Source organism: Cellulosimicrobium sp. GQ32, from assembly GCF_059758455.1.
In genome coordinates, this window is the sequence record NZ_JCAXEP010000013.1 from 23,308 (window position 1) to 42,716 (window position 19,409).

The following is a 19,409-nucleotide window of genomic DNA, read 5'->3' on the forward strand; positions in this document are numbered from 1 at the left end:
CCGCCCGCGGCCGACCGCGCCCACGAGCCGTTCCGGAGGACACATGAGCGTCGTCGTCGCGCACCTGAGCACGCCCGAGGGTCGCGAGGCTCTCGACAGCGCGGCCACCGAGGCGGTCCGGCGCGGCACCGAGCTCGTGGTCGTGGTCACGGAGGGCTCGACGTCGACGCCCGAGCTCGCCGCCGCGCACGAGGACGACCTGCGCCGGGTCGAGGAGCGGCTCGAGGGGACCGGGACGACGCTGCGGCGCGAGCAGGGGACGTCCGACCTCGCGGACGACCTCGTGAGCGCGGCCGAGCGCGCCTCCGCGGACCTCATCGTCATCGGCCTGCGCCGCCGCAGCCCGGTCGGCAAGCTCATCCTCGGGTCGAACGCGCAGCGCATCCTGCTCGACGCGCCCTGCCCGGTGCTGGCCGTCAAGCCCGAGCGCGCCGCGGGGGCCTGAGCAGGGAATCTTCGCGGGTGCCCGGCCGTTGTACAGGCCAGGACCCGGGTGACGGACGTCGCCGAGACGTGGTGTGCGGGACCGCCGAGCGGCGGTCAGGTCCGAACTCACCCCGTGTCGCGGCGTCCGGTGCACGGATCGCCGGTACAATATAGGTATCCGCTAGAGCCCGACGACTCACCGTGAGAGTCCACGAGAAGCCCGCACTTCACGGTTCACGTCCCCGCTCCGGCGGCCCTACCGCCCCCCATGATTGCCGAAAGGTCGGTTTGTGGCGCCCTCAACCCCGATTTCCGCACTCCCGCGAGAGTTCGAGCACCCCGCCCTGCAGGAGCTCCTGCGGCGCGGCAGCGCGAACGGTCGCGTCGACGCCGAGAGCTTCCGCACCGCGTGCGAGCAGGCCGCCGTCAACGACGCCAAGCGGCTGAAGGCGGTCTTCCGCGCGCTCGCGGGCGCCGGCGTCGAGGTCGACATCCCGACCACGACGAAGGTCGCCGCGGCGGCGTCGCCGCGCAGCACGACGACGGCGCGCACCAAGCCCGCCGCCGCGAAGTCGACGTCGTCGACGACGCGCCGCGCGACGACCGCAGCCAAGGCCGCCCCGGCGGCCGAGGGCGACGCCGCCGAGGCCGCGCCGTCCACCGGACCCGCGAAGCCCGCCGCCCGCAAGACCGCGGCGAAGGCCCCGGCCAAGGCGAAGGCGACGCCCGCGCGCGCCAAGAAGAAGGACGACGACGAGGACGACGCCGAGGTCGAGATCGAGGACCTCGAGATCGACGTGACCGAGGACGAGGAGGACGCGGCCGCGGACTCGGGCGCGAAGAAGCCCGCCGCCGGTGCCGCGGCCGAGGAGCCCGAGGAGACGGGCTTCGTCGTGTCGGACGCCGACGAGGACGACGCGCCGGTCCAGCAGGTCGTCACCGCCGGTGCCACGGCCGACCCGGTCAAGGACTACCTCAAGCAGATCGGCAAGGTCGCGCTGCTGAACGCGGAGCAGGAGGTCGAGCTCGCGAAGCGGATCGAGGCCGGCCTGTTCGCGGAAGAGAAGCTCGCGGCCGAGGGCGACGACCTGGACCGCAAGCTCAAGCGCGAGCTGCAGTGGATCGCGCACGACGGCAAGCGCGCGAAGAACCACCTGCTCGAGGCGAACCTGCGTCTGGTGGTGTCGCTGGCCAAGCGGTACACGGGTCGCGGCATGCTGTTCCTGGACCTGATCCAGGAGGGCAACCTCGGTCTGATCCGTGCGGTCGAGAAGTTCGACTACACCAAGGGCTACAAGTTCTCGACGTACGCGACCTGGTGGATCCGCCAGGCGATCACGCGCGCGATGGCGGACCAGGCGCGCACGATCCGTATCCCGGTGCACATGGTCGAGGTCATCAACAAGCTCGCGCGCGTCCAGCGGCAGATGCTCCAGGACCTGGGTCGTGAGCCCACGCCCGAGGAGCTCGCCAAGGAGCTCGACATGACCCCGGAGAAGGTCGTCGAGGTCCAGAAGTACGGTCGCGAGCCCATCTCGCTGCACACGCCCCTCGGCGAGGATGGTGACAGCGAGTTCGGCGACCTCATCGAGGACTCCGAGGCGATCGTCCCGGCCGACGCGGTGAGCTTCACGCTCCTCCAGGAGCAGCTCCACCAGGTGCTCGACACCCTCAGCGAGCGCGAGGCGGGCGTCGTCTCGATGCGGTTCGGTCTGTCCGACGGGCAGCCCAAGACGCTCGACGAGATCGGCAAGGTCTACGGCGTGACGCGCGAGCGCATCCGACAGATCGAGTCGAAGACCATGTCGAAGCTGCGCCACCCGAGCCGCTCGCAGGTCCTGCGCGACTACCTCGACTGACGTCCCGCCCTCGGGCGGCCCGCCCCAGCGGCCCGGCCGTCCCTGGCGGGAGACGTCGAGACGCACGAAGGCCCCGAGGAGATCTCCTCGGGGCCTTCGTCGTGTCGTCGGGCTGTCGGCCGCCGGACCGGGCGGTGGAGCCGGTCCTCGTGGCCCCGTGATCGCCCCCGCTCGCGGCGAGGGGGCGGGGCCCGGCGGTGCGAGCGGTGCGTCAGCGCGCGCCGTGCTCCGCGAGCAGCTTGTCGGTCTCGTCCTGGATGGACGTCGCGAGGTCGGTGTAGGCGTCGGCGTGCGCCCGCGCGTGGTGGCCGCAGAACAGCAGCTCACCGCTCGGCAGGACCACGCGGACGTACGCCTGGGCCCCGCAGCGGTCGCAGCGGTCGGCCGCGGTCAGCGGTTCGGTGGTGGTCGTCGTAGCAGTCACGTGAACATCAAACCATCCGCCCCTGAGGATTCGTCCCCTACGAGCACCCGGTTCGCTACCCGCGAAGCGCCTCGGCTCCGTGCACGGCCCGTGCCGGGTCCGTGCCGCATCCCGAGGCGAGCCGAGCCGGAGCCAGAGCCGCGGCCCCGCGGCGGGGGAGCGCAAGGGTGTGGGCGCGCTCGTCTAGGCTTGCGGCCGTGACGACCACCTCCGCTGAGTCCAGCTACACCGCTCGGCACCTGTCCGTGCTCGAGGGCCTCGAGGCCGTGCGCAAGCGCCCCGGCATGTACATCGGGACCACCGACTCGCGCGGCCTCATGCACTGCCTGTGGGAGATCATCGACAACTCGGTCGACGAGGCGCTCGCGGGCAACTGCTCGAAGATCCGGGTGGTGCTCCATGCCGACACCTCGGTGACGGTCGAGGACGACGGCCGCGGCATCCCCGTGGACATCGAGCCCAAGACCGGCCTGTCCGGCGTCGAGGTCGTCTTCACCAAGCTGCACGCAGGCGGCAAGTTCGGCGGAGGTTCGTACACCGCGTCGGGCGGCCTCCACGGTGTCGGCGCGTCCGTCGTCAATGCGCTCTCCTCGCGTCTCGACGTCGAGGTGGACCGCGGCGGCAAGACGCACCGCATGACGTTCCACCGCGGCGAACCGGGCATCTTCACGGACCCGAAGGCGGGCCCGACGCCGGACGCCCCGTTCGAGCCGTTCGTGTCGGGTTCCGAGCTCGCGGTCGTGGGCAAGACGAAGCGCGGCGTCACCGGCACGCGCGTGCGCTACTGGGCGGACCGCCAGATCTTCCTCAAGACCGCCGTCTTCTCCTACGACGAGCTCGTCACGCGCGTGCGCCAGACGACGTTCCTCGTCCCCGGCCTCGAGATCACCGTGCGCGACGAGCGCGGCGTGCCCGGCACGCCGGGGGAGTCCGGGCCGCACGAGGAGACGTTCGTGCACACGGGCGGGTCGGTCGACTTCGTCGACTTCCTCGCGCCGGACACGCCCGTCACCGCGACGTGGCACCTCACGGGTTCGGGGTCGTTCACGGAGACCGTGCCGGTGCTCGACGACCGCGGCCACATGACGCCGCAGGCCGTGCAGCGCGACTGCGAGGTCGACGTCGCGCTGCGCTGGGGCACGGGCTACGAGACCGAGGTCCGCAGCTTCGTCAACATCATCGCCACGCCCAAGGGAGGCTCCCACCTCGGCGGGTTCGAGCAGGGCCTGCTCAAGGTGCTGCGCAAGTCCGTCGAGACGAACGCGCGCCGCCTCAAGGTCTCGACCAAGGACGCCTCCGAGCGCATCGAGAAGGACGACGTCCTGGCGGGCCTGACCGCCGTCGTGACCGTCCGCCTCGCGGAGCCGCAGTTCGAGGGCCAGACCAAGGAGGTTCTCGGCACTGCGCCCGTGCGCGGCATCGTGTCGCGTGTGGTGGAGAAGGAGCTGAACGCGCTCCTCACGTCGACCAAGCGCGACGAGAAGACGCAGGCCGCGCTGCTGCTCGACAAGGTCGTGGCGGAGATGCGGGCGCGCATCACCGCGCGCAAGCAGAAGGAGATCTCGCGCCGCAAGAACGCGCTCGAGACGTCGTCCCTGCCGGCCAAGCTCGTCGACTGCCGCAGCGACGACGTCGAGCGCAGCGAGCTGTTCATCGTCGAGGGCGACAGCGCGCTCGGCACCGCGCGCCTCGCGCGCAGCTCGGACTTCCAGGCGCTCCTGCCCATCCGCGGCAAGATCCTCAACGTGCAGAAGGCGTCCGTGAGCGACATGCTCCGCAACGCCGAGTGCACCGCGATCATCCAGGTGCTCGGCGCCGGTTCCGGGCGGTCGTTCGACCTGGAGGCCGCGCGCTACGGCAAGATCGTGCTCATGACGGACGCCGACGTCGACGGCGCCCACATCCGTACGCTGCTGCTCACGCTCTTCTACCGGTACATGAAGCCGCTCGTCGAGGCGGGTCGCGTGTTCGCGGCGGTGCCGCCGCTGCACCGCATCGAGGTCATCGGCGCCGGGCGCCGCAAGAACGAGTACATCTACACGTACTCCGAGGCCGAGCTCGCCGCGACCCTCAAGAAGCTCGACAAGGCCGGGCGCCGCTACAAGGACGACATCCAGCGGTACAAGGGCCTGGGGGAGATGGATGCGGACCAGCTCGCCGAGACGACGATGGACCCGCGCCACCGCACGCTGCGCCGCGTGACCGCAGAGCACGCCGAGGCGGCGGAGCGCGTGTTCGAGCTGCTCATGGGCAGCGACGTCGCGCCGCGCAAGGAGTTCATCGTCGCGGGGGCAGCCGAGCTGGACCACGCTCGCATCGACGTCTGACGGTGGCCACCGGCCAGGACGCGCGCCGGCCCGACGCGGCCGACGTCGCGCGCCGTCTGCGTCGTGTCGTCCTGGTCGTCGCCGCGCTCAACCTGGCGTACTTCGTCGTCGAGCTGTCCGTAGCGCTCGCGGCGGGGTCGGTGTCGCTGCTCGCCGACAGCGTGGACTTCCTCGAGGACACGGCGATCAACCTGCTCATCGCCGTCGCGCTGGGCTTCCCCCTCGCGCGGCGCGCCGTGCTGGGCAAGGTCATGGCGCTGTTCATCCTCGGACCCGCCCTCTTCGCGGCCTGGGAGGCCGTGCAGCGCTTCGGCGACCCGTCGGCGCCCCAGGTCGGGCCGCTCGTCCTCGCCTCGCTCGGGGCGATCGTCGTCAACGGCGTGTGCGCGTGGCTCCTGGTGCGTGTGCGGCACCACGGCGGGTCGCTCAGCCGGGCCGCGTTCCTCTCGGCGCGCAACGACGTCCTCGTGAACGTCGCCGTCATCGCCATGGGCCTCGTGACCGCCTGGACGGGGTCGGGCTGGCCGGACCTCGTGCTCGGGTGCGGGATCATCCTCCTCGCCTTCCACTCCGCCTACGAGGTCTGGGAGGTCAGCGAGGAGGAGCGTCTCGCCGCCAAGGCCGTCGCGGGGGAGGAGATCGGGTGACGGCGCGTCGTCCGACAGGCGGGCGCCCGGGCGCGCCCCGCCGGGCGCTCCGTACGCTGGCGTCGTGACCCTCCGAACCTTCCGCGACACCCCTGCACGCCCGCTCACCGCACTGACCGCCGTCCTGCTCACCGCGGGCCTGCTGGCCGGGTGCTCGTCGACCGACGAGCCCGCGACCGACGCCACGACGTCGACCGCGAGCGAGGAGACGAGCGCGCCCGCCGACGACGCGACGGACGACGCGACGGACGAGGCGTCCGACGACGAGTCCGGCGACACCGACGACGCTCCGGAGCTCTCCTACGAGGGCCGCGCCGGCGCGACCGCGCTCGACCTGCTGCTCGAGGCGGACCCGTCCGCCCAGGTGACCGGCGAGGGCGAGAACGCGTTCGTCACGGCGATCGACGGCGTCGCGGCCGATCCGGACAGCGAGTTCTGGGCGCTGTACGTCAACGGCGAGATGGCTACCGTGGGAGCAGGATCCCTCGAGACGACGGACGGGGACGAGATCACGTGGAAGCTCGAGACGTTCACCTCGTGACGCGCTCGTCGAGCGTGGCACTGCGCTGGTGGCGCCCGGCGCTGGTCGTGGCGCTGGCGGCACTTGCTGTCGTGTGGCGGCTCGTGCGCGCCGACCTCGGCGCGCCGCCGAACCTCGAGCTCGTCACTGCGGCGACCTTCGCGGCCACGATCCTGCTGCGCTCGCGGTGGGCGTTCGTCGTGCCGCTCGCGGTGACCGTCGTGTCCGACGTCGTGCTCGGCAACACCGCGATCGCGCTGTTCACGTGGAGCGCGTGGCTCGTCGTCGGGCTGGGCTCGCTGCTCGCGCGGAACACGACCGGCTGGCGGCGCGTGGGCGCGGGCGCGGCGTTCGGCATCGCGGGCTCGCTGTGGTTCTTCGCCTGGACCAACTTCGGCGTCTGGCTCCAGGGTCGCGGCGTCTGGTACCCGGCCGGCGTCGACGGGCTCGTCGCGAGCTACGTCGCGGGCCTGCCGTTCCTGCGCACCATGCTGCTGGGCAACCTCGTGCTCGTGCCGCTGGTCGCGGCGGGCACGCTGCTCGTGGACCGGCTCGAGGCGTCGCACGGGATGGTCGCAGCCCGACCCGCCTGACCCCGCGGTAGCGTGGTCCGTGCCGGACGGCCGTTCGGGCTGTGCCGGCGACGGGCTCGGGCGGGCAGGAGGAGGACACCCATGGCGGGACACCGGATCTTCGGGATGAGCTTCGCGAGCATCTACCCGCTCTACGTGACCAAGGTGGAGCGCAAGGGGCGCACGACGGACGAGCTCGACCAGGTCATCGGCTGGCTCACCGGCTACGACGACGCCGGCCTGGCGCAGGCGGTCGCGGACGAGATCACGCTCGAGGAGTTCTTCGACCGGGCGCCCGCGTGGAACCCGAACGCCGCGCTCATCACCGGGGTGATCTGCGGCGTCCGCGTGGAGGACATCGAGGACCCGCTCATGCAGAAGATCCGCTACCTCGACAAACTCGTCGACGAGGTCGCGCGCGGAAAGAAGATGACGTCGATCCTGCGCGGGGAGACCGCCCCCGCCTCGTAGTTGCCGGGTAGTCAGCCGAGCTGCTGCGCTATCCCGACGATGACGCCACCCGGCCCGCGCAGGTAGCAGAGCCGGTAGACGTCCTCGTACTGGACGATCTCTCCCATCACCTCCCCGCCGTGCGGCCCGAGGCGCCGCACCGTGTCGTCGATGTCGTCGACGGCGAACATCACCCGGTGCAGGCCCAGCACGTTGGGCGGTGCCGTGCCCAGGCCGAGGTCGAGCGGCGCGGGCGCGTGGTATCGCGTGAGCTCGAGGCGCCCATGGCCGTCGGGGACGCGCATCATCGCGATCTCCGAGCGCAGGCCGTCGAGCCCCACGACGCGCTCGGCCCACCTCCCCTCGATCGTCATCCGGTCCTCGAGCTCCATGCCGAGCTCGGCGAAGAACGCGATGGCCGCGTCGAGGTCGTCGACGACGACGGCCACGTTGTCGAGCCGCTGGATCGTCATGCGGTTGCCTCCTCGTCTCGTGCGGCGGTGCGGTCCGGTCCCAGGGTCACGCGTCGCGGTCGACGCCGCGCCCCGGCTCGCTCATGTCGCCCGTCCCGGGCGTCCCGTCGGCGAAACCGTAGCGCAGCAGGACGGTGCCCGTCGGGCTCGGCGCGGGCGGTTCGAGGAGGGTGAGGTTGGTGGGGACGGCGCCGCCGTCGAACACGGTCTTGCCTGTCCCGAGCACGATGGGGTGCACCCACAGGTCGAGGCGGTCGAACAGCTTCTCGTGCAGCAGTGTCTGCACCAGGTCGAGGCTGCCGACGACCTTGACGTGCTCGTGTCGGTCGCGCACCTCGCGCACCGCCGCAGGCAGGTCCGGGCCGAGCAGCGTCGACCCGGCCCACGACAGGTCCGGCGTGCCGCGCGACGCCACGTACTTGGGGATGCGGTTGAACAGCGCCGCGAAGTCGTCGTCCTGCCCGCCCTCCTGGAACGGCCAGTACGACGCGAAGATGTCGTACGTGCGCCGCCCGAGCAGCAGCGCGTCCGTGCCCTCGTACGCCGCGGCGATCTGCTCGCCCGCGACGTCGTCGAGCAACGGTGCCTGCCACCCGCCGAACGCGAACCCGCCCTCCGGGTCCTCCTCCGGCCCGCCGGGCGCCTGCCCGACGAGGTCGAGGGTCGTGAACAGCTCGATCTCGATGGATCCCATGGTCGTCTCCAGGTCGCTCGCCGTCTCGGTCCAGGGGTAGACCGCGGGGTTCCGGGGAACTCATCGAGCAACGGGAGGGAACCGACCACCTCGGCCACGACGACGAATGAGGTGCGCTCGACGACCCGACGTGCCGCCGCGCGCGGCCCGACCGTGTCGACGTGGCGCACCCCACAGCGCACGGTTGGAACGGCGGGCACCCGCCGAGCGTCCTACGCTCAAGGACGCGGGAGCGGGCGGCACCGGCCGTCGCCTCTGCCCGGCGCGGTCGCACCGGCGGTCACGTCCCCCGGTCGTCTCGTCGCTGAGCCGGGCGCTCGCGCGTCCGGCCGTCTGGAGCTCGTGTGTCAGGTAACGCCACCGTCAGGTTCACCAACGTCGCGCTGCTCTCCGTCACCAGTCGGCTTCCCGTCGGCGTGCGGACGTCTGCCGAGGTGCAGGAGCGTCTCGCTCCGGCCCTGCGACGGCTGCGCCTGCCGTCCACGCTGCTGCAACGCGTGGCGGGCGTGCACGAGCGGCGCGCCTGGACCGCGCAGGAGGACGTCGACGCCGCGACGGTCGCCGCGGGGCAGGAGGCGCTGCACGCCGCAGGGGTCGATCCGAGCGACGTCGGGCTCCTGATCAACACGTCGGTCACGCGCAAGCACCTCGAGCCGTCGGTCGCTGTGCGGCTGCACCACGGGCTCGACCTGCCGTCGTCCGCCACGAACTTCGACGTCGCCAACGCGTGCCTCGGCTTCATCAACGGCATGAGCCTCGCCGCGGGCATGATCGAGTCCGGCCAGGTCCGCTACGCGGTCGTCGTGGACGGCGAGGACGCCGACGTCATCCACGACCGCACGATCGCGCGGCTGCTGGACGAGGGCCGCGACCGCGACGACTTCATGCAGGAGTTCGCCTCGCTCACGCTCGGCTCCGGCTCGGCCGCCGCCGTGCTGGGCCGCGCGGACGAGCACCCGAGCGCCCACCGCGTGCTCGGCGGCGTCACTCGTGCTGCCACGCGGTTCCACGACCTGTGCGTCGGCAGCACGGAGGGCATGTTCACCGACGCCAAGGCGCTGCTTGAGGGCGGCCTCGAGCTCGTCGTGGACGCCTGGAAGGACGCCGTGGCCGACTGGGACTGGTCGTCCATGGACCGGTACATCACGCACCAGGTCTCGCGCGTGCACACCGACGCGATCGTCGAGGCGGTGGGCCTGCACCCCTCCCGCGTGCCCGTCACCTACGACCGGCTCGGCAACGTGGGGCCGGCGTCCGTGCCGATCACGCTCGTCGAGGAGCAGGACACGCTCAGGGCCGGCGACCGCGTGCTGCTCATGGGCGTGGGCTCGGGCATCAACACGGCGATGCTGGAGCTGGCCTGGTGAGCGGGCCCGCCCTCACCCCCGCGACCGATCCCCTCCTGCGCCCCGCATGCACCGCCCCGCACGGGCTGCCGGGCCTGGACCCGCGGCACAGCCACGTGCTGCGTGACGCTCGGGGCGCGACCTGGCACTACCTCGACACCGGTCCTGAGCTCGAGCGGCACGGCATCGTGCCCGTCGGCACGGTGCTGGCCGTGCACGGCAACCCCACGTGGTCCTACCTGTGGCGCGGTCTCGTCACCGACTCCGTCGCCGCCGCCCGGGGTGGCGGTGCGGCGTGGCGCGTCGTCGCCGTCGACCAGCTCGAGATGGGGTTCTCCGCCCGCACGGGAGAGCACCGCCCGCTCGCCCGCCGCGTCGCCGACCTGGGCGCCTTCACCGACGCCCTCGGTCTCGCCGGGCCTGTCGTCACCCTCGGCCACGACTGGGGCGGCGTCGTCTCCCTCGGCTGGGCCGTCGACCACCCCGACCTCCTCGCCGGCGTCGCGCTGCTCAACACCGCCGTGCACCAGCCCGACGGCGCCCCGGTGCCCGCGCCGCTGCGGCTCGCGCTCGCCGGGCCCGTGCACCGGCTCGGCACCCGCACGACGCCCGCCTTCCTCGACACGACGCTCGCCCTGGCGCGCCCGCGCCTGCCTGCTGACGTCGCCAGCGCCTACCGGCTGCCCTACCGCACCGCGCACGACCGCGACGGGATCGAGGGCTTCGTCGCCGACATCCCCGTGGACGCCGCGCACCCCAGCGCTCCCGAGCTCGACCGCATCGCCGCCGGCGTCACGCGGCTCCGCGTGCCCGCCGTGCTGCTCTGGGGACCGCACGACCCGGTGTTCTCCGACCGCTACCTCGACGACCTCGCACGGCGACTGCCGCACGCGCACGTGCATCGCTTCGCGGACGCCGGCCATCTCGTCGCCGAGGACGCCGATTGGACGCCTGCCGTTCTCGGGTGGCTCGGGGACGACGTGCTGTCCGGTGTCGTTACCGACGGTGCTGAGCGGGGTGCCGCCGCGCCGTTCGTGCCGCTGTGGGCGGGGCTCGACGCGCGCGCGGGGGACGACGCGCCCGCGGTGCTGGACATGGCGGCGACCGATGCCGACGGGTCTGTCCGCGTCGTGAGCTGGCAGGCGCTGGACCGGCAGGTGCGACGGGTGGCGGCGGGGCTGCACGCGATCGGGGTGCGCCGGGGCGACCGGGTGTCGCTGCTGGTGGAACCCGGTCCCACGCTGACCGCGCTCGTCTACGCGTGCCTGCGGATCGGGGCCGTCGTGGTGGTCGCCGACGCCGGGCTGGGGGTGCGCGGGCTCACCCGCGCCCAGCGCGGGGCCTGGCCGCGGTTCGTCGTCGCGCAGACCAAGGGACTGGCCGCAGCGCGCGCGCTCGGCTGGCCCGGGGTGCGGATCTCGGCCGACCCGCTCGCGCCCGCGGTCCGTCGTGTGCTGGGCGTGGCGCACGAGCTCGTCGACGTCGCGCGCGCCGGGGAGGGCGCGACGCTGCCGCCCGAGCCCGGCCCCGACGACGAGGCCGCCGTGCTGTTCACGTCCGGGTCCACGGGCCCGGCGAAGGGCGTCGTGTACTCCCACGCCCGCCTCTCCGCGCTGCGGGACACGCTCGCCGAGCACTTCGACGTCGGCCCCGACACCGGGCTCGTCACGGGCTTCGCCCCGTTCGCGCTGCTCGGGCCCGCGCTCGGCACCCGGTCGGTGACGCCGCGCATGGACGTCTCCTCCCCGCGTACGCTCACCGCCCGGGCCGTCGCCGACGCCGTGCGCGCGTCGGACGCGCGAATCGTCTTCCTCTCTCCCGCCGCGATCCTCAACGTGGTCGCGACCGCCGACGCGCTCGATGCCGCCGACCGCACCGCCCTCGCGAGCGTGCGCACGTTCCTCTCCACGGGCGCGCCGATCTCGGCCGAGCTGCTCGGCTCGGCCGCCGGGCTCATGCCCGCCGCCACCGCGCACACCCCGTACGGGATGACGGAGTGCCTGCTCGTCACGGACGTCACGCTCGACGGCATCCGCGACGCCGCCGCGGCCCCCGACGCGGGCGTGTGCGTGGGCCGCCCCGTGCCCGGGGCGGAGGTGCTCGTCAGCGCGCTCGACGACGACGGCGCCGCGACCGGCATGCCGTCGGCCGCGCCCGGCGTGCTCGGGGAGGTCCTCGTGCAGGCCGGGCACCTCAAGGAGCGCTACGACCGGCTGTGGCTCACCGACCTGGCCGCCGAGCACGACACCCCGCCCGGACGGTGGCACCGCACCGGCGACATCGGGCACCTCGACGCGCAGGGCCGCCTGTGGATCGAGGGGCGGCTCGGGCACGTGCTCCGCACCGCCGACGGCCCGCTGGCACCCGTGGGTCCGGAGCAGCACGTGGAGCGGGTCGCGCAGGTGCGGCGGGCCGCCGTCGTCGGCGTCGGACCCGCGGGCTTGCAGCAGGCGGCTGCGGTGGTCGAGACCGAGCCGGGCGTGCGGCGCCCCGGGCTGGCGCCCGAGGCGCTGACCGCCGCCGTCCGCGCCGCGTCGCCCGTGGCGCTCGCGGCCGTGCTCGTCGTGCCGCGCATGCCCACCGACGTGCGGCACAACTCCAAGATCGACCGGACGCGCCTCGCCGCCTGGGCGGACGGCGTCCTCGCCGGCGGGCGGGTGGGACAGCCGTGACCGTGCTCGTGACCGGGGCGTCCGGGCTGCTCGGAGGCGCCGTCGCCCGTGCGCTCGTGGCACGCGGCAACGAGGTCCGCACGCTCCAGCGTCGCGCCTCTGGCGTGCCGGGCGCGAAGGACGTCCAAGGGTCCGTGACCGACCCGGCCGCCGTCGCGCGCGCCGTCGAGGGCGTCGACGCGGTCGTGCACCTCGCGGCGAAGGTGTCGCTCGCGGGCGAGCCCGCGGAGTTCCGCGCCGTGAACGTCGAGGGTACGGGCGCGCTCCTCGACGCGGCCGAGCGCGCGGGAGTCGAGCGGTTCGTGCAGGTGTCCTCGCCGTCGGTGGCCCACCTGGGCTCGTCCCTGGTGGGGGCGGGCACGACGCCGGCCGACCCCGAGCACGCGCGCGGCGAGTACGCGCGCACCAAGGCGGCGGGCGAGCTGCTCGCGCTGGGCCGGGACCGCCGTCGGCGGCCGGACGGGTCGGTCGGGACCGGACCGAGCGTCGTCGCCGTGCGCCCGCACCTCGTGTGGGGGCCGGGCGACACCCAGCTCGTCGAGCGGGTGCTCGAGCGGGCGGCGGGCGGGCGTCTGCCCCTGCTGGGGCACGGCGCGGCGCTCATCGACACGCTCTACGTGGACAACGCCGCGGACGGCATCCTCGCCGCGCTCGACCGCGCCCATGACGTGCACGGCCGCGCGTACGTGCTGACCAACGGCGAGCCGCGCACCGTCGCCGACCTGCTCACGGGCATCTGCCGGGCGGGCGGCGTCGAGCCACCGCGGTGGCGCGTCCCTGCCGGGGTCGCGCGAGCCGCGGGCAGCCTCGTCGAGGCCGTCTGGCGTGTGCGCCCGGGCGCCGACGAGCCGCCGATGACGCGCTTCCTGGCCGAGCAGCTGTCGACCGCGCACTGGTTCGACCAGCGAGCCACGCGCCGCGACCTGCGCTGGCGCCCCGCCGTGAGCGTCGACGAGGGGCTGCGGCGCCTGGCCGCGCACTACGGCGGCACCGCCGCCTGACGCCGTTCCGCGGTGCCCGTCCGTTCCCCCGACCACGCTCAGAGCGCGAAACGTCAGACGGAGAAGTACTTCGCTTCGGGGTGATGAAACACGAAGCAATCGGTCGACTGCTCCGGGTGGAGCTGGAGCTCCGCGGAGAGCTCGACGCCCACGCGCTCGGGGCGCAGGAGCTCGACGACCTTGGTGCGGTCCTCCATGTCCGGGCACGCCGGGTAGCCCAGCGAGAAGCGGGCGCCGCGGTACTCGAGCTTGAACATGCCCTCGACCTCGGTCGGGTCCTCGTCGGCGAACCCGAGCTCGGCGCGCACGCGCGAGTGCCACATCTCGGCGAGCGCCTCGGTGAGCTGCACCGACAGGCCGTGGAGCTCCATGTACTCGCGGTAGTGGTTCCCGGCGAACAGCTTCGCGGTGTGCTGATCAACCGAGGCACCCATGGTGACGAGCTGGACGGGCAGCACGTCGTACCGGCCCGTCTCCTCGACCCACGACCGCGGCTTGACGAAGTCGGCGAGGCACAGGTGCCGGTCGCGGCGCTGGCGCGGGAACGTAAAGCGCAGCCGCTCCGTCCCGGGCTCGCCGCCCGACCCGCCGTCCGGCGCGCCGATCCCCGCGAGCCCGGCGCCGTGGTGCGCGACGACGACGTCGTCGCCCTCCGACCACACCGGGAAGTACCCGTACACGACCGACGGGTCGACCATGCCTTCGGTCCGGATCCGGTCGAGCCACGCGTTGAGCCGCGGGCGGCCCTCGGTCTCGACGAGCTCCGCGTACGACGCGCCGTCGTCACCTCGGCCGGGCTTGAGCCCCCACTGGCCCATGAACGTCGCGCGTTCGTCGAGGAACGCCGCGTACTCGGCGAGCTGGACGCCCTTGACGAGGCGCGTGCCCCAGAACGGGGGAGCGGGTACCGGGTTGTCGGTCGCGACGTCGGACCGCGCGGGCAGGTCCTCGACGGGCGTCTCGGTCACGGTGACGACGGCGTGGCGGCGCTTCTTCAGCGCGGGCAGCCCGACGGCGTCGGGCGACTCGCCGCGCGCGACGCGCACGAGCGGCTCCATGAGGCGCAGCCCCTCGAACGCGTCGCGCGCGTACCGGACGACGCCGGGGAACTGGCCCGCGAGGTCGTCCTCGACGTACGTGCGCGTGAGCGCCGCGCCGCCGAGCAGCACGGGCCAGCGGCCGGCGAGGCCGCGCGACGCGAGCTCCGCGAGGTTCTCCTTCATCACGACGGTGGACTTCACGAGCAGCCCCGACATGCCGATGACGTCGGCGTCGTGCTCCTCGGCGGCCTCGATCATCGCGGAGATCGGCTGCTTGATGCCGATGTTCACGACCGTGTAGCCGTTGTTGGTGAGGATGATGTCGACGAGGTTCTTGCCGATGTCGTGCACGTCGCCGCGCACGGTGGCGAGCACGATCGTGCCCTTGGACCCGCTCGAGCCCTCGATCTTCTCCATGTGCGGCTCGAGGTAGGCGACCGCCGTCTTCATGACCTCGGCGGACTGGAGCACGAACGGGAGCTGCATCTCGCCGCGCCCGAACAGGTCGCCCACGACCTTCATGCCCTCGAGCAGGTGGTCGTTGACGATGTCGAGAGCCTTGAGCCCGGACGCCATCGCGGTGTCGAGGTCCTCCTCGAGACCCTTGCGCGCGCCGTCGACGATCCGCCGCTCGAGCCGTTCGCCGACCGGCAGCGCCGCGAGCTCGGCCGCGCGCTGGTCCTTGAGCGCCGCCGAGTCCACGCCCTCGAACAGCTCGAGCAGGCGGGCGAGCGGGTCGTGCACGAGGTTCCCCTCGTCGTCGTACCGCCGCCGGTCCCACACGAGGTCGAGCGCGGCCTCGCGCTGCTCGTCGGGGATCTGCGCGAGGGGGAGGATCTTCGCGGCGTGCACGATCGCGGAGTCCAGCCCGGCCTCGACGGCCTCGTGGAGGAACACCGAGTTGAGCACGGTGCGCGCCGCGGGGCTGAGGCCGAACGACACGTTCGAGACGCCGAGCGTCGTGTGGATGCCGGGGTAGCGGCGCGTGATCTCGCGGATCGCCTCGATCGTCTCGATCGCGTCGCGCCGGGTCTCCTCCTGGCCCGTGGCGATGGGGAACGTCAGGGCGTCGACGATGATGTCGTCGACCCGCATGCCCCAGTCGCGCGTCAGCGTCTCGACGAGCCGCGTCGCGATCGCCACCTTGCCTGACGCGGTGCGCGCCTGTCCCTCCTCGTCGATCGTCAGCGCGACGACGGCCGCCCCGTGCTCGACGACGTGCGGCATGATCCGCGCGAACCGCGACGTCGGCCCGTCGCCGTCCTCGAAGTTCACCGAGTTCACGACGGCGCGCCCGCCCACGAGCTCAAGTCCCGCCGCGATGACCTCGGGCTCGGTCGAGTCGATGACGAGCGGGAGCGTCGACGCGCTCGCGAGGCGCGAGACGACCTGCTGCACGTCCGCGACGCCGTCGCGCCCCACGTAGTCGATGCACACGTCGAGCAGGTGCGCGCCGTCGCGCGTCTGCGCCCGCGCGATCTCGACGCACTCGTCCCAGTTCTCCGCGAGCATCGCCTCGCGGAACGCCTTGGACCCGTTCGCGTTCGTGCGCTCGCCGATCGCGAGGAACGACGCGTCCTGGTGCAGGTCGGTGTGCGAGTACAGGCTCGCGACGCCGTTCTCGCGCTCCGGGTGGCGCTCGACGACCGGCCGCGCACGCACCGCCTCGACGACGCGGCGCAGGTGCTCGGGCGTGGTGCCGCAGCAGCCCCCGACGAGCCCCAGGCCGAACTCGGTGACGAACTGCGTGTGCGCGGCGGCGAGCTCGTCGGGCGTGAGCGGGTACGTCGCGCCGTTCGGTCCGAGCACGGGCAGCCCCGCGTTCGGCATGCACGTGACGGGAATCTCCGCGTGCCGCGACAGGTGCCGCAGGTGCTCGCTCATCTCGGCCGGGCCGGTCGCGCAGTTGAGGCCGATCGCGTCGACGTCGAGCGCCTGGAGGGTCGTGAGCGCAGCCCCGATCTCGGAGCCCATGAGCATCGTGCCCGTCGTCTCGACCGTCACCTGGACGATCACGGGCACCTCGCGCCCGACGTCGCGCATCGCCTTCCGCGACCCCGTCACCGCGGCCTTCGCCTGGAGCAGGTCCTGGCTCGTCTCGACGAGGATCGCGTCGACCCCGCCCTCCAGCAGGCCCGCGGCCTGCTCGGCGAACGTGTCGCGCAGGTGCGCGTACGTCGTGTGCCCGAGGCTCGGCAGCTTGGTCCCCGGGCCCATCGAGCCGAGCACCCAGCGCGGGTGGTCGGCGGTCGCGAACGCGTCGGCGCGCTCGCGCGCGATCCGCGCCCCGGCCGCGGCGAGCTCGCGGATGCGGTCGTCGATGTCGTAGTCCGACAGGTTGGACCAGTTGGCCCCGAACGTGTTCGTCTCGATCGCGTCGACCCCGACCTCGAGGTACGCGTCGTGCACCGCGGCGATGATGTCGGGCCGCGAGACGTTGAGGATCTCGTTGCAGCCCTCGAGCCCCTGGTAGTCCTCGAGCGTCGGGTCCTGCTCCTGGATCATCGTGCCCATCGCGCCGTCCGCGACGACGACGCGCGTGCGCAGCGCGTCGGCAAGGGCCCGGGAACGGGCGTCGGCGAGATCCTGGGGTACGACGATCGGCATGCTCGCAGCGTAGAGCGCGCGCGCCCGGTCGTGGGATCACGTCTCAGCGGCACCTGGCGTCCGGGGTGGGCGGGAAAAGCGCGTGCCCGACGGCGTGGGCGCACCTACCGTGGTCGGCATGTCCTCTCCCGCGACCGACCAGGTCGAGAATCCGGCCCCCACGACGCTCGCCCCGATCGCCGAGCGCGCCGCCGCGCCGTCGACCCTCCCGGCCGTGACCGCGGGCGAGCTGACGTGGCGCCCCGCCGAACCGGCCGACGCGCCCGCGCTGCTGGCCCTGCGCAACGGCATCGCCGAGGCGGACCAGGAGCCGTACCGCGAGACGATCGGCGAGATCGAGGAGCTGTTCACCGCGCCGTGGCGCGACCTCGCGGCCGACTCGCTCGTCGGCGTCGACACCGACGGGACGCTGCGCGCGTACGCCCTGGTCGACACCAACCCGGGGGACGCGAACACCGTGCGCGCGTTCCTCTGGGGCGGCGTCCACCCCACCCACCGAGGGCGCGGCGTCGGGCGTGAGCTGTTCGCGTGGGAGATCGCGCGCGGACGCCAGCTCCTCGCGGCGAGCGGCAAGGAGCTGCCCGCGCGTCTGCTCACCTACGGCGAGGACACGGACCCGCCGGAGAAGGCGCGGCTCTACGCGCGGTTCGGGCTCGAGACCCGCCGCTTCTACGCCGACCTGCGTCGCGACCTCTCCACGCCCATCCCCGAGGTGCCGCTCGACGGGTCGCTGCGGCTCGTCCCGTGGTCGGCAGAGCTCGACGAGGCGACCCGCCTCGCGCACAACGACGCGTTCCGCGACCACTGGGGGAGCGAGCCCCGCACCTCCGAGGCGTGGGCGCACGGGCGCAGCGAGTTCGCGCCGCGGTGGTCGTTCCTCGTGGTCGACGACGCGCCCGACGTCGACGCGCTGCTCGCCGACCCGACGACGGACCCCGAGACCGCCGCGGCGCTCCGCGCGGGCCAGCCGCTCGTCGTCGGCTACGAGATGGCCGGCCGCTACGACGAGGACTTCCCCGTGCGCGGCTACACGTTCGGCTACACCGAGCTCCTCGGCGTGCGCAGCGCGTACCGGGGACGTCGCATCGCCGTCGCGGCGCTCGCGGCCGGGATGCGCGCCTTCGCCGCGGACGGCATGCAGTACGCAGCGCTCGACGTCGACACCGAGAACCCGTCCGGCGCGCACGGCCTGTACGCGAGCCTGGGCTACGAGAAGGTCACCGGTTCGCGGATGTACTCGATCGAGCTCTGACGACGACCCGCGAGATCGACTCGGCGGGAGCGGTCAGAGCGTCGAGGCGGACAGGGCGTTGCAGTCCTGGATCGTGCCGCCGTTGTAGCCGATGGTGAACCAGCGCTGGCGCTGCTCGCTCGAGCCGTGGGTCCAGCCCTCGGGGTTCACCTGGCCGGTCGCGGCCTCCTGGATGCGGTCGTCGCCGACGGCGGACGCGGCGGACAGCGCGTCGTTCAGCTCCTGGTCGGTGATCGGTGCGAGGAACGTCACGCCGGTGTCCGGGTCGACGGTGCTCGCGGCGTGGCCCGCCCACATGCCGGCGAGGCAGTCGGCCATGAGCTCGATGCGGACGGAGTCGGACTCGGGGCCCGTGCCCTGGCGGTCCGCCGCGTCCATCGCACCGACGAGCTGCTCGATGTGGTGCCCGAACTCGTGCGCCACGACGTACATCTCCGCGAGGCCGCCGTCGTTCGCGCCGAACCGGCTCGTGAGGTCGTCGTAGAAGCCGAGGTCGATGTAGACGGTCTGGTCGGGCGGGCAGTAGAACGGCCCGACGGCGCTGGTCGCCGCGCCGCAGCCCGTCGAGACCTGCCCGGTGAAGCTCACGACCTGGGGGAGGTCGTACGTGACGCCCGCCTGCTCGGGGAGCGCGTCGGTCCAGTAGGCGTCGAGCGACTGGACCGTGCCGTTGAGGCGGCACTCGCGCGTCGAGTTCGCCTCCTCGGCCGTGCACGTGTCGATGTACTCCTGCTGGCCCTCGCCGTAAGCGCCGGAGTCCGACCCGTCGCCGCCCGTGAGCGCGCTGAGGTCGACACCGGTCTGGTTGCCCACGAACGCGATGAGCAGAGCGACGAGCACGGCCCCGATCCCGCCCCCGGCGATCATCGTGCCGCGTCGGCCGCCGCCCTTGCGGACCCGTCCGCCCTCGAACGAGCCACCCTCCTGGAAAGTCACAGGTCAACGCTACCGCCGGGCCGCGCACCAGGCGTCCTGGTGGGGGTGCCCGACCGCCGCGCGTGCGCGAACCCGTGTCGGGGAGCCGCCTCACACGTGCGCCCGGCGGAATGGGGTGGGACGCGACGCCGGGCGCCCGTAGAATCGACGAGGCCCGGACGCC

The 19,409-nt window shown here is 73.2% G+C and carries 16 protein-coding genes; 11 read left to right on the top strand and 5 right to left on the bottom strand.

The features are described 5' to 3' along the window. Nucleotides 1-43 precede the first annotated feature (43 nt). Together AC6CH9_RS17910 and AC6CH9_RS17915 are read left to right on the top strand one after the other, a co-directional pair. Nucleotides 44-445, top strand: a complete 402-nt coding sequence (locus AC6CH9_RS17910) for a universal stress protein (RefSeq protein WP_047233156.1) — start codon at nt 44-46, stop codon at nt 443-445. A 271-nt stretch (nt 446-716) separates the two neighbouring features. Next, nucleotides 717-2,285 (top strand): RNA polymerase sigma factor, encoded by a 1,569-nt coding sequence (locus AC6CH9_RS17915; protein WP_498156115.1) that lies wholly within the window; start codon nt 717-719, stop codon nt 2,283-2,285. 211 nt (nt 2,286-2,496) lie between these two features. On the opposite strand, the gene AC6CH9_RS17920 is transcribed toward AC6CH9_RS17915, so the two are convergent. Next, complete coding sequence (locus AC6CH9_RS17920) at nt 2,497-2,709, bottom strand: DUF7455 domain-containing protein (protein ID WP_021479923.1); 213 nt, start codon at nt 2,707-2,709, stop codon at nt 2,497-2,499. A gap of 197 nt (nt 2,710-2,906) precedes the next feature. Between AC6CH9_RS17920 and AC6CH9_RS17925 the strand changes: the two genes are divergently transcribed. The 5 genes from AC6CH9_RS17925 to AC6CH9_RS17945 all read left to right on the top strand — a co-directional run bounded on the left by AC6CH9_RS17925 (nt 2,907) and on the right by AC6CH9_RS17945 (nt 7,246). Next, nucleotides 2,907-5,036, top strand: a complete 2,130-nt coding sequence (locus tag AC6CH9_RS17925; RefSeq protein ID WP_389351096.1) for a DNA gyrase/topoisomerase IV subunit B — start codon at nt 2,907-2,909, stop codon at nt 5,034-5,036. 2 nt (nt 5,037-5,038) lie between these two features. Next, on the top strand, nt 5,039-5,683 hold the full coding sequence (locus tag AC6CH9_RS17930; protein WP_498156116.1) for a cation efflux transmembrane domain-containing protein: 645 nt from the start codon (nt 5,039-5,041) through the stop codon (nt 5,681-5,683). A gap of 64 nt (nt 5,684-5,747) precedes the next feature. Then, the gene (locus AC6CH9_RS17935; protein ID WP_498156117.1) at nt 5,748-6,224 is read left to right on the top strand and encodes a DUF4430 domain-containing protein; all 477 of its coding nucleotides are present in this window, start codon (nt 5,748-5,750) and stop codon (nt 6,222-6,224) included. Continuing rightward, the gene (locus tag AC6CH9_RS17940; protein WP_498156118.1) at nt 6,221-6,796 is read left to right on the top strand and encodes a DUF6580 family putative transport protein; all 576 of its coding nucleotides are present in this window, start codon (nt 6,221-6,223) and stop codon (nt 6,794-6,796) included. The genes AC6CH9_RS17935 and AC6CH9_RS17940 overlap by 4 nt, the downstream gene beginning before the upstream one ends. An 81-nt stretch (nt 6,797-6,877) precedes the next feature. Then, a complete protein-coding gene (locus AC6CH9_RS17945) occupies nt 6,878-7,246 on the top strand; it encodes a DUF2200 domain-containing protein (protein ID WP_498156119.1) in 369 nt (122 codons plus the stop codon). An 11-nt stretch (nt 7,247-7,257) separates the two neighbouring features. On the opposite strand, the gene AC6CH9_RS17950 is transcribed toward AC6CH9_RS17945, so the two are convergent. Further along, nucleotides 7,258-7,698 carry a VOC family protein gene (locus tag AC6CH9_RS17950; protein ID WP_498156120.1) on the bottom strand — a complete coding sequence of 147 codons (441 nt, stop codon included), beginning with the start codon at nt 7,696-7,698 and terminating at the stop codon, nt 7,258-7,260. Nucleotides 7,699-7,744: 46 nt separating this feature from the next. Next, nucleotides 7,745-8,392 carry a dihydrofolate reductase family protein gene (locus AC6CH9_RS17955; protein ID WP_498156121.1) on the bottom strand — a complete coding sequence of 216 codons (648 nt, stop codon included), beginning with the start codon at nt 8,390-8,392 and terminating at the stop codon, nt 7,745-7,747. A 344-nt stretch (nt 8,393-8,736) separates the two neighbouring features. Here AC6CH9_RS17955 and AC6CH9_RS17960 point away from each other — a divergent pair, with 344 nt between their 5' ends. Genes AC6CH9_RS17960 through AC6CH9_RS17970 form a run of 3 tightly spaced genes read left to right on the top strand, consistent with a single transcriptional unit; the run spans nt 8,737 to nt 13,411 of the window. Next, a complete protein-coding gene (locus tag AC6CH9_RS17960) occupies nt 8,737-9,759 on the top strand; it encodes a 3-oxoacyl-ACP synthase III (protein ID WP_498156122.1) in 1,023 nt (340 codons plus the stop codon). Beyond that, nucleotides 9,756-12,410 carry an alpha/beta fold hydrolase gene (locus AC6CH9_RS17965; protein ID WP_498156123.1) on the top strand — a complete coding sequence of 885 codons (2,655 nt, stop codon included), beginning with the start codon at nt 9,756-9,758 and terminating at the stop codon, nt 12,408-12,410. Before AC6CH9_RS17960 ends, AC6CH9_RS17965 begins: the two co-directional genes overlap by 4 nt. After that, nucleotides 12,407-13,411, top strand: coding sequence for an NAD-dependent epimerase/dehydratase family protein (locus AC6CH9_RS17970; protein ID WP_498156124.1), 1,005 nt, complete (start codon nt 12,407-12,409; stop codon nt 13,409-13,411). Before AC6CH9_RS17965 ends, AC6CH9_RS17970 begins: the two co-directional genes overlap by 4 nt. A 53-nt stretch (nt 13,412-13,464) precedes the next feature. Here the strand turns inward: AC6CH9_RS17970 and metH are convergent, their stop codons facing one another. Next, nucleotides 13,465-17,058, bottom strand: coding sequence for a methionine synthase (gene metH, locus AC6CH9_RS17975; protein ID WP_498156125.1), 3,594 nt, complete (start codon nt 17,056-17,058; stop codon nt 13,465-13,467). Between the two features lie 118 nt (nt 17,059-17,176). On the opposite strand from metH, the gene AC6CH9_RS17980 reads away from it, so the two are divergent. Further along, complete coding sequence (locus AC6CH9_RS17980) at nt 17,177-18,310, top strand: GNAT family N-acetyltransferase (RefSeq protein ID WP_498156126.1); 1,134 nt, start codon at nt 17,177-17,179, stop codon at nt 18,308-18,310. A gap of 33 nt (nt 18,311-18,343) precedes the next feature. Here AC6CH9_RS17980 and ypfJ read toward each other — a convergent pair whose 3' ends face one another. Further along, nucleotides 18,344-19,246 carry a KPN_02809 family neutral zinc metallopeptidase gene (gene ypfJ / locus AC6CH9_RS17985; RefSeq protein ID WP_498156127.1) on the bottom strand — a complete coding sequence of 301 codons (903 nt, stop codon included), beginning with the start codon at nt 19,244-19,246 and terminating at the stop codon, nt 18,344-18,346. Nucleotides 19,247-19,409: the final 163 nt, after the last annotated feature.

Coding starts and splice junctions, on each gene's coding strand:
- AC6CH9_RS17910 (WP_047233156.1), top strand. CDS start 44: ATGAGCGTCGTCGTCGCGCACCTGAGCACGCCCGAGGGTCGCGAGGCT.
- AC6CH9_RS17945 (WP_498156119.1), top strand. CDS start 6,878: ATGGCGGGACACCGGATCTTCGGGATGAGCTTCGCGAGCATCTACCCG.
- AC6CH9_RS17950 (WP_498156120.1), bottom strand. CDS start 7,698: ATGACGATCCAGCGGCTCGACAACGTGGCCGTCGTCGTCGACGACCTC.
- AC6CH9_RS17955 (WP_498156121.1), bottom strand. CDS start 8,392: ATGGGATCCATCGAGATCGAGCTGTTCACGACCCTCGACCTCGTCGGG.
- metH (WP_498156125.1), bottom strand. CDS start 17,058: ATGCCGATCGTCGTACCCCAGGATCTCGCCGACGCCCGTTCCCGGGCC.
- AC6CH9_RS17980 (WP_498156126.1), top strand. CDS start 17,177: ATGTCCTCTCCCGCGACCGACCAGGTCGAGAATCCGGCCCCCACGACG.